The following is a 12361-nucleotide window of genomic DNA, read 5'->3' as shown; positions in this document are numbered from 1 at the left end:
GCTACGGGGCACGGTTCTCACCGGCCTCCCGGGCGATGTCGTCCAGGACGGCGGAGACCTTGTGGAAGGCCAGGTGGACCTCTCCGGTCTTGAACGCCGTCTCTCCGAAGATCGAGCACACGACCTCGGCGGCGTGGTCACGTTCGGCCAGGATCGCCGCGGTCATCGCCGCCGCGTCAGCCATCACCGCCTGCGCGCCCTGGGCGTCGGGGAAGGCCTCGAACAGTCGTTCTTGTGCCTTCAGTTCGGCGGACATCCAGTCCACCGCCTGGCGCAGGTGCTCATACACCGCCATCAGGCGGAACGCACGCAGCGCTACCTCGTTGCGGGCCCAGCTGCGGCCGTGTTCGGCGTGGGCGGCCGACTCATCCCCTGCCGGTTCTCCCCGATACGGGTCGTCGGGGTTCGGGTTGTGGGTAGCATCGGACATGGCAAAGCCCTTCTGGTGAGGGGTTGAAAAAAGGCAGAGAGCCGGGAAGGCGCTCAACCAGTCCCGGCTCTCTGCCTGTCTTCTGGGAGCGGCCCCATTCGTGGGGCCGTTTCTGTGTCGTATAGCTGTGTCGCGCCGTCAGCGGCGCATCCCTGCCCGGCACGGCAGGGCGTTCATGAAAGTCGCACTCGACTCAGGTTGTGTGTCGCCGTCCACCGCCTGACCTGGGGCTTTAGGCGGCCTTGACGCCCTGCTTCGGGGTGTCGAGAGACTTGGCCCGGTAGGCCACACCGTTACGGCCGTTCGTCGCCCAGGGGATGGCTTCCAGCTCAACCGGGGTCACGATCTGCCCCACGCTCACCTTCGGCACGTCTCCTGCCACAGTGACCGTGATGACATCAGCCCCGTCCTCAGCGTTGAGTGCCATCATCTGGGTGACAGTCAACCTCTCCCCGGTCCTACGGTCCGTCTTCTGACGTCCCTCGTTGTCAGTCTTCGGCTCCGGAGCCTTCGTCACCGTGAACGTCCAACGCGACCCATCCAGATGCAGATTCATGAGTGCACTCCCCTTATGGGATCGATGGAACGAGGCACCACGCCTCACCACACGCCCTGTGTGGCTCCGTGCACGCGCCCGACTCGAACGGGCCAGCCAGCCAACCTGGCGGCGCACTTAGCCTTCTTAGAAAGCTTAGCTAGCTACATGATGCACCCAGACCTGGGCGAACGCAAACACTTCGGCGGGGGCCAGCTAGCCGAGTCGTCTATCCTTGGGCGGTGCGATCCGACCTCGAAGATCCTCGTCCGCGCTATGTGCAGGTGGCGGACGACCTGCGTGACGCCATCAGGCGTGGCGACTACGAGGTTGGTGACCGCCTTCCGCCCACACGCGAGATCTCTGAGCTGTACGGCATCTCGCACATGACGGTGAAGCAGGCACTTGCCGTGCTCCGCTATGAAGGAGTGATCACCTCTCGGCAAGGCGTTGGCGTCTTCGTCCGAGCTGTACCCGCACCACAAGTGGAGCCGACACAGGCGAAGCTCGAGGAGTTGTCCTCCCGTGTTGACGAGCTCGAGGCCCGCGTCCACCGTCTGGAGTCCCATGAGGTTGAGTCAACCCCCGGACGGCAGAAGCGGCCATGAACCGCTGATGCACTCACAGCCCATCCACGATGCAGCGAGATGACACACACCGGCACCCGTAATGACTTTTCAAGCATGGGGGACCGCAACGATGGAAGTCATCGAAGTCTGGACCGCCCAGCACGCCTGCGCCTTGCAGGCCGCCTTACGCATGACCAACGAAGCTTTCGCCCGCAAGCTTGGCATCGCCGTACGCACCGTTGGCACCTGGCACAGCAGGCCTGACCTCATACCCAAGACTGAAATGCAGCAGATCTTGGACGCCACTCTCGAACAAGCCCCAGCGGACGCACGGTCGCGGTTTGGACGTCTACTCAGCGACATCAACCAGCCTGCCGCGTCCTCGACTGGCTCGGCGGGCAGCCCACAGGTGCTCCGAGTCGCCATAGCGATCGTCATCAGGGACGATGACGTCCTGATCGTCTGCCGACGCGGAGATGACGCCGGAGGGATCTCCTGGCAGTTCCCCGCCGGCGTGGTCAAGCCCGGCACGTCAAGCGGAACAACCGCCGTGCGGGAGACGCTGAGTGAGACCGGAATCCACTGCGCCATCAGCCAGAACCTCGGCACTCGACTCCACCCTCTGACCCATGTCTACTGCGAATACTTCCTCTGTGACTACCTCGCAGGAACAGCTGAGAACAGGGACGTCGTAGAGAACGTGGACGTCACCTGGGTGCAGCGTGGGGACCTGACACGGTTCATTCCGCGAGACTCGATCTATCCGCCTGTGATTCGAACCTTGGAGGGACGACATGACACAGCAGCTTCCTGAGGGACGGCCTGCCGTCGCCGCCGCGGTAATCGTGCAAGACGGACGTGTCTTGCTGGTCCAGCGTCGCCAAAGAGAAGGAAGCCTGCTCTGGGCCCTGCCATCCGGCGAGGTCGAACCAGACGAGACCGCCGAAGCAGCGGCCGCCCGAGAGACTGGCGAGGAAGTGGGTCTCACGGTCACACCCGCGAAGAACCTCGGCGAACGCATCCACCCGAACACGGGACGCAAGATGATCTACGTCGCGTGCGAGATCGTCTCCGGCGAAGCCCACGTCGTAGACACCGACGAGCTGGCCGATCTCGCGTGGTGCAAGAGGGACGAGCTTGCCACGTACGTTCCCTACGGCTTCTTCCCTGCCGTCCAGGAATACCTAGAGGCAGAGCTTCAGTGATGACCTATCGGAGCCCTGCACTGCCTTGACTGAACCGCTCCAACCTTCTGCCGAGTCGAAGCGGTCGAGCAGCCCCGCATATGCGCGTCCACCGAGACGCCGCCGATAACCTCAGATTCATAGCGCGTACAGGCCACGAGTTGGATGAAGGAAGACGGGGAACGTGTCAGCACTGAGCAACCTGCTCAAGCAGATCGAGCAGAAGGATCCGCAGTTGGCAGCAGACCTCGCCCGCGAGGTTAAGGCGCTCGGAGAACGCCGGTCATTCGGTCTCAATTTTGAACGCCACACACCCGAGACCGTCGAGCTCCCAGGACGCCCAGTACGCAAAGGGGACAAGGTCCGCTTCGTGCCCGAAAGGGGAACATCTCCTGGAAGCGTTGACCGACGGCTCTGGCGCGTCGCCTCAATCGCTCGGACCCCTGCTGGACGGGTCGCCACCCTCATCCGGAAGGACGGCCCTGAGTCGGAAGCGGAAACCACCACTCGCCGTCTCGATGAGCTTGTCGTCGTGGCTGAGTTCCGCGACCCCATCTACCCCGGCCTCAAGTCCACCGGAAAAGTCGAACAAGGGGGCGACAAGCCTTTCCACACCGTCATCAACGCTGAGAACTTTCACGCCCTACAGGCCCTGCTCTATACCCACGAGGGCAAGGTCGACGCTATCTATATCGATCCTCCCTATAACAGCGGAGCGCGAGACTGGAAGTACAATAACAACTACGTCGACGCCGAAGATGCTTACAGACATTCCAAATGGCTTGCGTTTATGGAACGCCGCCTTAAACTTGCGAAGCGACTACTCAATCCCGCTGACTCGGTGCTCATCGTCACCATCGACGAGCGGGAGGTTCACCGTCTGGGCTTGCTCTTGCAGCAGGTCTTTCCGGAGTCGAGGGTCCAGATGGTCACCATCACCATCAACCATCGCGGCGTAGCTAGGAATCGAGAGTTCACGCGCGTCGAGGAGTACGCCTTCTTTGTGTTCCTTGGAGATGCTGGTCCAGCCTTGACTACCGATGACCTTCTGTCGTCCGAGCAGCGAGATGAGTCACGGCCAGATCCGGTTCGCTGGGAGCGCCTGATAAAGGGAAGCAACAACGCGCGGCGGCAGGACCGGCCGAAACTGTTCTACCCGGTCTTTGTTGACCCTAAGCGAAGAGCGATTGTCTCCGTCGGAAATGCGATACCACTGGAAGTCGACCGGTCCACCGTACCAGTACCTAAGGGACTTGTAGCCATTTGGCCACTCGCGCGAGATGGTGCTGAAAAGCGGTGGCAAGTTTCGCCTGAAACTCTACGCACCCATGTGTCGAAGGGCACTGCAAAGGCGGGGGCTTACGACGCCAAGAATGACCGATGGAGCATCCTCTACCTCAACCGCGGTCAAATGGAGCGGATTGCGCGTGGTGAGATCCGGATTATTGGGCGTGATAGTAATAATGTTTTGCAGCTTGAGACGAACCGGGCTCCGGCGCGGGCAGGAATGACCGTATGGAACCGCGCGTCACACAACGCCGGATATTATGGTTCGGGCGTTATCTCGACGCTCATGCCAGGGCGCAAGTTCCCATTTCCGAAGTCGCTGTACGCGGTGGAGGATGCCGTGCGCTTCGCTGTCCTCGAAAAGCCGGATGCGGTCGTGCTCGACTTCTTCTCGGGCTCTGGTACGACCGCACACGCTGTGATGCGACTAAACCACCAGGACAACGGTCGCCGCAGATCAATCAGCGTCACCAACAACGAAGTATCGGTCGAAGAGCAGGCTGGGCTACGGCAACGTGGACTGCGGCCTGGCGATCCCGAGTGGGAAGCCCTGGGCATCTGCGCCTCCATCACAGAACCGCGGCTCAAGGCAGCCATCACCGGCCTGACACCAGAGGGCGCGACGGTGGAGGGCAACTACAAGTTCACCGACGACGAGTTTCCGATGTCGGATGGGTTCGAGGAGAACGTTGAGTTCTTCACGATGACCTACGAGGCGCCCAGAACGGTGGCTCACAACCGTGCGTTCGAGGCCATCGCTCCGTTGCTTTGGTTGAAGTCGGGGTCGCAGGGGCGACGCATCGAGAAGGCTACGGACGATTTCGATGTCGCGGACACCTACGGCGTGCTATTCGACATGGATTACTCACATGACTTCTTGAACGCACTCGAGAAGTCCGAGGACGTCAGGATGGCCTTCATCGTTACCGATGATGAACGCAGCTATCAGATGGTGTGCTCCGAGCTCCCGGTTCACGTGAAACCGGTGAGGTTGTACGAATCTTACGTGACGAACTTCACCATCAACACGGGCAGGGAGTGACGGTCGGCCATGGAATTCACGCTAAAGGACTATCAGAACGATGCTGTCGGCAATGTCCTTCGTAATCTCGCGGACGCTCGTGATGACTTCCATCGCAAAGGCCGCCCGGTCGCGTTCTCCTTGACCGCAACAACTGGTGCAGGCAAGACCGTAATGGCTGCCTCAGTCATCGAGTCGCTATTCGACGGCAACGACGACTTCGACTTCCAGGCCGATCCCGGTGCGGTGGTGTTGTGGTTCACCGACGATCCGTCGTTGAACGAGCAGACTCGGTTTCGACTCATGGAGGCCGGGGATCGTATTCCGCATTCACGGCTCGTTGTCATCGGGAGCACATTTAACCAGCAGAAGTTCGAGCCGGGCAAGGTCTACTTTCTGAACTCCCAGAAGTTGTCCAAGAACTCACTACTGGTCAAGGGTGCGGTCGATGACCACCAAGAGGCACTGATGGAGCGTCAGGCATCGCCGGATTTGCGCTCCTTCACCATCTGGGACACGCTTCGGAACACCATCGAAGATGAGCATCTGACGCTCTACCTTATCCTGGACGAAGCGCACCGGGGCATGCGGAAGCCCTCGAAGACTGACCGTGCTGAGAAGCAGACCAACGTGCGGCGGCTCATCAACGGCGCGAATGGGGTTCCACCGGTGCCGGTCGTGTGGGGAATCTCCGCGACAGTAGAGCGGTTCAACACGGCCATGGCAGAAGCAGAGGGACGGCTGCAGTATCCGTCGGTCATCGTGGACCCGGCGCGGGTGCAGGAGTCCGGGCTGCTCAAGGACGACATTCGACTGGACATCCCCGACGAGTCCGGAGCCTTCGACACGGTGCTGTTGGCCCGTGCGATCCGGAAGGTGAAGGAGTCCACCACGATGTGGCGGGAGTATGCAGAGGCACAGGATCCGCCCGTCGACCCGGTGGTACCACTTTTCGTCGTGCAGGTTCCCAACACACCATCTGATGAACTACTGGTGTCGGCCTTCACGACAATCTACGACGAATGGCATGACCTTCCCCCGGACGCGATGGCGCATGTGTTCGGCGACCACATCCCCATCGATGCCGGCGGCTTCGTCGTCCCGTACGTGAGCCCCGAAAAGGTACAAGAACGAACCCGCGTCAGAGTCCTATTCGCCAAGGACGGCATCTCAACCGGGTGGGACTGCCCCAGAGCTGAGGTCTTGGTGTCGTTCCGGCCTGCCAAGGACGAGACACACATCACCCAGTTGCTCGGGCGTATGGTCCGCACCCCTCTTGCCCGACGCATCCCCGGGCACGATCTCCTGAACTCTGTCGAGTGCGTACTGCCGAAGTTCAACCGCAAGACCGCCACCGCAGTCGCGGACGTCTTACTCGGAAAGAATCCTGAGGGCGACGACGGGTCAGGTGATACTGGGGGCGGCGACGGCCGTCGCGTGCTGATCAAGCCGCTCGACATGTACGTCAACAAAACCATCCCCGCGGCCGTGTGGGAGGCGTTCGACCGACTCCCGTCCCAGACGCTGCCACGCAAGGTCGCGAAACCCACCAAGCGGCTCAGCGCCCTCGCGCAGGCGCTCTCCCGTGACGCTCTTCGGACCCACGCCCGCAAGGACGCCTACGCTGAGCTTTTCGCCGTCCTCGACGGTCTCATGGCACGTCACAAGGGTAAAGTCGACGAGGCCAGCGACGAAATCCTCAAAGTTCAAGGCGAAACCATCCTGGCCAGCGCCGGCAACAAGAACGTGGTTGTCGAAGGCCAGTTCTCCGAAATCGCCGACGAACGCTCCGTCGAAGCCGACTTCAAGATGGCCGGACGCATACTGTCACCGGACGTCGCCCGCAAGTATGCCGACCACATCGCCGTCGCCGACGGAGATGATGACGGTCTGTTCGAAGCGCACCTCAAAGTGGCAGCCCTAGCCAAGGTTGCTGGAGTACAGGCCGAACTCAACCGTGAAGCCGACGCCATGGCGAAGAAGTGGCTCGACCAGTACCGGGTCGCCATCAAAGGCCTCCGCGACGAACGGCGAGCCGTCTACGACGACATCATCGCCATGTCCACCGATCCCCAGCGAATCGACATACTGCGACCTAGGGTCCGCTCGGAAGAGACCGAGAACGCCGACGGGGAGAAGTTCACCACCAGGACTGGCCATCTCATGTCCGACGGCAACGGCGAGTTCCCCCTCTCCTCGTTCGACTCCGCCTGGGAAGCGATGGTGCTCGACTCCGAGATGGCCCAGCCAGGTTTCCTCGCCTGGTACCGCAACCCCGGCAGGGCATCCGACGACTCCCTGGCCATCGCATACAAGGACGCCAAGGAGAACTGGCGACGCCTGTGTCCAGACTTCATCTTCTTCGCCGGTGATGAGGACAACATTAGGGTCTCCATCGTCGACCCCCACGGCACTCACCTCACTGACGCGCTCCCGAAGCTCCGTGGTCTCGCGAATTTCGCCGTCGAGTACGCCGAGGAGTTCCACCGCGTCGAAGCCGTTGCCCAGATGAAAGATAAGACTCTGCGTGTTCTCGACCTCACGCGCGAACAGGTCCGGCGAGCCGTCAAGGAGGCCGACGACGCGGAGAAGTTGTACCTCAGTACGGCAGCTACGAACTACATCAGCCACTGATGACCACTGAACAAGAAGCCCTCGAACACATCCGATCGACCTATCCTGACCTCGAGCGCTGGAGTCAACGGGCGGAGACCGCATTCCACGCGGCGCCAGGGAGCAAGTTGGCAGCCGACGACGAGGACTGGAAGGTGCTCCCTACCTCCCAACTTGTTTTCGGGGCCCTGTCAGCAGCTGGTGATCACCTTAAGGCAATCCGCGCTCATCTCGACGCGCGTACCCTCTTTCCCTTCGCTCAACGCACCCTAATCCGCACCGCCACCCTGAGTGCCGCCCAGGCCGTCTGGGTCCTCGCCCCGGACGATGCAACCAAGCGCCTCCAACGAAGCCGGATCGTCAGGGCCGAGATCTACGAGCAGCACCTGAAATACCTCAACGACCTCGCCGTCTTGGCAGCAGGCAACGACCCGAACACGACGAGTCTCGTCGACCACATCCGCAGGCGTCGCGATGAGCACGAGGCCCTACGTGCGACAACTGGGGATGCAGGCCGCTTCAACGCCACCGGCATCGTCCAGCAAGCCGCCGCAGCGGCGCTCGGCTCTCAAGCCGAGGTCGAAGCACGATCAGAGTGGCGTGCCGGGTCAGGGGCTGCACACGGGCTCCTGTGGGTTGCGTTCAACCGTCCGGGGACCCAGCAAAGCGGACCGGCAGCCGACGGCGGCTTAGCAGATTTTGCCGTCGCGGGGTCACTAAGCGACATCGTGAACGGATACCTGCTCGCGTGGCACTTGACAGGACGGGGGTGGCGGTTGCTCGACCAGAGGTCTGCTCCAGTCGACTAAACACCCGCGGAAACCGGTGAGACGGCACACGGCACCATGATCGGATGGAGCAGATTCTCATCGGCCTCGTCAGCGCCGCAGTACCAGCTCTACTTTGGATCGCGACCTGGTATGGCGAACGCCGCGGCAATCGAAGGCGCGACCAGGAGCGCTATGGCCAGCTTGCTAGTGAGATGGTCGCGGCAGCGACGATGTATCAGGGAAGCCTTGCGCTGCAGGCGAACGTCTGGGCGTCGCGACGTGCACGGCTTCGCGTTGTCATGGCTGCACTCGTTGAAATCCTCGCGGCAGACAGTCGCTCAAAGGGACTCCTTATCGCCGCTCGCACTACATTCGCATGGGATGCCGACGGATCCGCAAAAGCCGAAGCTGCTCTGATCGGGCCTCTGACCCGTCTCACGTCCGCTTGGGCACAACTACATATGGCTGGCAACACGGAGCTCGCAGTTGCTGCTGATGGCTTGATCCAAGCAGCTCTGGCCCTTTCCAAACATAGCGCATTTAGTGACAAAGCAGCCGACTTCGACGCCGCGCTACGAAACTTTACCGCGATTGCGCGCCGTGTCGCTGGCCTACCGAAGCAGAATTAGGCCGCCTCCTTTGAGGAGAAGCGAGGGCCCAGGCTAGTCTCGCGGAATACCTAGTTCCCGATGCACGACGTGTTGGAGATCGTCCCAGATGTCTACCTGCCGCTCATGGTCCGGCCCGTCATAGACGAATTCGTTCAGACACTCCTGCACCTGTCCGCTCGCCAGTACATGGGCTTGGGTAGCCAAGCTTGTGAGCCGGGGATCGTCCGGCGGTGCAGGCGGCGACGGTTCGCGGCCCTCGATCCGCCTCCGCATCGCCTCGAGGATGGAAGTGTAAAGATCGGCCCTCCGCGCCCAAAGGCGGTCCTCTCTGGCCAGAGCCAACGCATGCTCGCGGTCGGCCCGGGCGAGCGCCTCAGCATGCCGTCGGCCGTCGCGACTCTCTGTTGCCTGTGCCTCCAAGGCCATGCGGTTTCCCGCGGCCTGCGCATCCATCGCCCGGCGATGGGAGCGCCACTGAATCAGCAAGGCAAACGCAGCCACCGCCAGCCCAGCTACCGAGATCCAATCCACGATCGAAAAGCTTACGGTTCTGCCTCCTCCATGCCTGGGTTACCATGTCCGCAGTTTGGCCGGATTCGGTCGACTCGACATCGCGTAGGTGTGGCCGCCACTAGATCTGGCAGTCTGATTCCCGTGCTCGGCGCGCGCAGGGAAGCTCACGTCGATCAAGTGGCCACGGCAGGCCCTCCCCGGAGGGCTCCTCAGAGCCAGGCTGGCTTGCCTGGGTGGTGGCGATGCCCGCGCTTCCTGAGGGCCAGCCTGGCCTGGATGGCGCTTGCCCACGGTGCGGTTCGCTTGTAGGAGCCGCCGAAGTGACCTTGTGGCCGTGGATCCGACGGGTGATAGCAGTTCATGGGCGTCGAGGTCGTGTAGACCATACCTGGTCGGTGAGACCCGGATCTCCCTGCCGTCGACAAAGATCGCCGCGTCTAGATCGGCACAGAGCTACAAGGTTCGTGCCTTGTGCCGTCATTCGCCAGTCGAACGACGGCGCAGAAGCGAGGACGTATCGTCACTCGGGAAGGGACCTGCAATACAGCTGGCCAATTTGCTTCAACTGTTCAAGCTGAGTGTCTGCACGTTGTGGCGGGAACCCATCGCGACACCTCAACTGCGTGCCATCGCTTCCCTCCCAGACCTCGACGACACCGCCGTGATGGCTACAGGCCCCGCGACGACCGATCGAGCCCGATCGCCATCCATCGCCGCACGCGAGTCCCCGAGAGGTCCATGTCACTGGCGAGTATGAAGGTGAAGGGGAAGGTGAAGTACGACTGGGCGTTGGGCTAGGTCCGTCACCCCCACTCAGCACACCCCCAACGATCGGCACGACCACGAACAGAAGGCCGAACACCCCCAGGCATCCGGCTCGAAGGACGATCGAACATGCCAGCAATGGACGCGCCCTGACCGCACGAATGACGCCCCGCATCGTCATAGCTCCCTCCAGACGAGGACGATAGTGCTAGACGAAAGATCCACGGCCGCTGGGCCCGTGACAAGTTTCTGTACGTCTTCAAGGGCGGCCCAAACGGGCCGCCGCGCCCGCCTCACAGCGCCGGCCTTCCCTCTGCGCCTTCGGCGCCCGGTCGGCCGACGCGGCTGGGCGCGACAAGAGGGCCGCCAGAAGACTGGCGACCCTCATCACGTCCCGCTCCGCGGGACCAGGTGCGTGGCCGGCGCCGGGCCGGAGGCTTTACCCACCTCGCTTGGCCCGGGACCCTACGAGCGGCGGCCCACGGCGGGCGGTTACGGGCGGGCAGCGAGCTACCCGCCTACGCCGGGACAGGCTACGGGCCACCGCTCTCCCGGACCAAGCCAGGCCACCGGGCAAACCCTCCGCCCCTCCGAGTGCCCCACGCGGGACGGCTATCGGCCGGTCGACAGACCGATCGTCCAGCATGCAACTCTGCCCGCCTCGGCCAGGACAGCTTGGGTCGGGCGAGCCGCTGGCAGTGTCTAGCCGAGTTGGGCCCGGAGGGCGCCGTCGGGGAACTCCTCGCTGTGCATGTCGATGTAGTAGTTCCCCCTGTCCTGCCTGATGTCCCTCGCCTGCTCACGCCCCAGGTCGAGGCAGCCACTGACGTCAGGGTCGGTGGATGGACCATACAGATCCACAACCACCTCACCCACCTGTCCCCGCACTCCGCGGTGCAGGTGCACCGCGGTCAGAGGCGTGGAGATATTGGCAGTGTCGATGAAGAAACAGAAGGTCCCGGTCTTCGTGCCAAGGGCCACGAAGACACCCCCTGCACCGTCGGGGTCCCCAGGACCGGGCACCACCTGGTCACCGGAAAACGGCACCGTGAACTGCTCCGCCGTGCCAGCCAGGGACGAAGGGGCCGACAACACCGTCGCGGCGACCGCCGTAAGGGCCACAGCAAGGACTCGGACGGATCTACTCGCTCTGCATGACATTCCAGTTCTCCTAAGTCAGAGGGCTCAGCGTGGAGTGCCTGTGTGTCTAGCACGGACCGATACCTCAGCTTGTTCACTTCGCGACCTGTCCGGCTTCGGACAAGGGTGCTGGCCGGCCTGTTGGAGGCGGAGGCGGACGCATGCAAGCACATGGCTGACCCGCGCGAGGCGGAGGCCGACGAACGCGAACGTCCACCGCGTCGGGTCGTGGTCTCAGTTGTGGTCTCAGTTCCCGCTCGTTCAGGCCTGTTCAGCACGGACCCGAACACGGCCACGCACGCCTGAACGAGGCCTGCCAACGACGCCCAGACAGTCTCCGTGCTGCCTCGTAAGGCGTAGGTCCTGGACGTGACTCCCACCAGCGGCTTCGCGTTGAAGCTGCCCGGACCTGCGAAGAGGCGACGCTGGGCAAGCTGCTCCCCGGGCCGGGACATGCGGCGGCCCGCAACCCTCCCGGTGCAAGCCAGGCCACCGACCAACCCGGCCGACCTTCGCTGCTCCAGGACCGCTGGCCCAGCTTGAGGCCGACGACCAGGGCGTGAGGCTGCCAGGCTTCTTCCAGTCGAACCGGCCGGTCCTCCGGGTGACCACAACCGCTGCCCAGCGGCTCGCGGATCTGCCATGATCCCGATGTGAACCAACTTCGACGAGTACCGACCTGGGTCTGGATCGTGGTCGCACTTGTCGTGGCCTTCGTCGTCTGGTCGTTCGTTGGCGACCTGGCGTCCTCGAGCTAGCCCGGCCTGAACGCGACGCCAGTCGTGACGCCAACCGACCCGGGTACGCCCAGGCAGTAGCCAGCTAAGCAAGATCACCGCGAACGCCAGGTAGGACCGCCCGTCGACGTGGCCAGATCTGAAAACCGGAAGGTCGACGCTCCGACGCTCGCCCGATCCCGGTCC

Annotated in this window: 11 protein-coding genes; 7 read left to right on the top strand and 4 right to left on the bottom strand. The window is 62.8% G+C overall.

All coding sequences use genetic code 11. From position 1 onward, the window contains the following. Nucleotide 1: 1 nt before the first annotated feature. A complete protein-coding gene (locus HEB94_RS15155; protein ID WP_192750489.1) occupies nucleotides 2-430 on the bottom strand; it encodes a hypothetical protein in 429 nt (142 codons plus the stop codon). 232 nt (nucleotides 431-662) lie between these two features. Beyond that, complete coding sequence (locus HEB94_RS15150; protein ID WP_192750488.1) at nucleotides 663-986, bottom strand: hypothetical protein; 324 nt, start codon at nucleotides 984-986, stop codon at nucleotides 663-665. A 221-nt stretch (nucleotides 987-1207) separates the two neighbouring features. Here HEB94_RS15150 and HEB94_RS15145 point away from each other — a divergent pair, with 221 nt between their 5' ends. The 7 genes from HEB94_RS15145 (at nucleotide 1208) to HEB94_RS15115 (ending at nucleotide 9038) form a co-directional block, all read left to right on the top strand. Continuing rightward, on the top strand, nucleotides 1208-1573 hold the full coding sequence (locus tag HEB94_RS15145) for a GntR family transcriptional regulator (protein ID WP_192750487.1): 366 nt from the start codon (nucleotides 1208-1210) through the stop codon (nucleotides 1571-1573). Between the two features lie 91 nt (nucleotides 1574-1664). Continuing rightward, nucleotides 1665-2348: an NUDIX hydrolase gene (locus HEB94_RS15140; protein ID WP_192750486.1), complete on the top strand. Its 684-nt coding sequence runs from the start codon at nucleotides 1665-1667 to the stop codon at nucleotides 2346-2348. Then, nucleotides 2329-2739, top strand: coding sequence for an NUDIX hydrolase (locus tag HEB94_RS15135; RefSeq protein ID WP_192750485.1), 411 nt, complete (start codon nucleotides 2329-2331; stop codon nucleotides 2737-2739). Before HEB94_RS15140 ends, HEB94_RS15135 begins: the two co-directional genes overlap by 20 nt. A gap of 163 nt (nucleotides 2740-2902) precedes the next feature. Next, nucleotides 2903-5047: a DNA methyltransferase gene (locus tag HEB94_RS15130; RefSeq protein ID WP_192750484.1), complete on the top strand. Its 2145-nt coding sequence runs from the start codon at nucleotides 2903-2905 to the stop codon at nucleotides 5045-5047. Nucleotides 5048-5056: 9 nt separating this feature from the next. Further along, complete coding sequence (locus tag HEB94_RS15125; RefSeq protein ID WP_192750483.1) at nucleotides 5057-7660, top strand: DEAD/DEAH box helicase; 2604 nt, start codon at nucleotides 5057-5059, stop codon at nucleotides 7658-7660. Continuing rightward, nucleotides 7660-8448, top strand: coding sequence for a hypothetical protein (locus HEB94_RS15120; RefSeq protein WP_192750482.1), 789 nt, complete (start codon nucleotides 7660-7662; stop codon nucleotides 8446-8448). The genes HEB94_RS15125 and HEB94_RS15120 overlap by 1 nt, the downstream gene beginning before the upstream one ends. Nucleotides 8449-8492: 44 nt before the next feature. After that, nucleotides 8493-9038 carry a hypothetical protein gene (locus tag HEB94_RS15115; protein WP_192750481.1) on the top strand — a complete coding sequence of 182 codons (546 nt, stop codon included), beginning with the start codon at nucleotides 8493-8495 and terminating at the stop codon, nucleotides 9036-9038. 33 nt (nucleotides 9039-9071) lie between these two features. On the opposite strand, the gene HEB94_RS15110 is transcribed toward HEB94_RS15115, so the two are convergent. Together HEB94_RS15110 and HEB94_RS15105 are read right to left on the bottom strand one after the other, a co-directional pair. Then, a complete protein-coding gene (locus tag HEB94_RS15110) occupies nucleotides 9072-9551 on the bottom strand; it encodes a hypothetical protein (RefSeq protein WP_192750480.1) in 480 nt (159 codons plus the stop codon). Nucleotides 9552-11000: 1449 nt separating this feature from the next. Beyond that, a complete protein-coding gene (locus tag HEB94_RS15105; protein WP_192750479.1) occupies nucleotides 11001-11420 on the bottom strand; it encodes a CHRD domain-containing protein in 420 nt (139 codons plus the stop codon). Nucleotides 11421-12361 lie beyond the last annotated feature (941 nt).

Origin of the sequence: Actinopolymorpha pittospori, from assembly GCF_014873875.1 — a bacterium.
Taxonomy (GTDB): Bacteria; Actinomycetota; Actinomycetes; order Propionibacteriales; family Actinopolymorphaceae; genus Actinopolymorpha; species Actinopolymorpha pittospori.
Note: the sequence above shows the minus strand (reverse complement) of the source record. Positions and strands in the feature narration are given on the sequence as shown.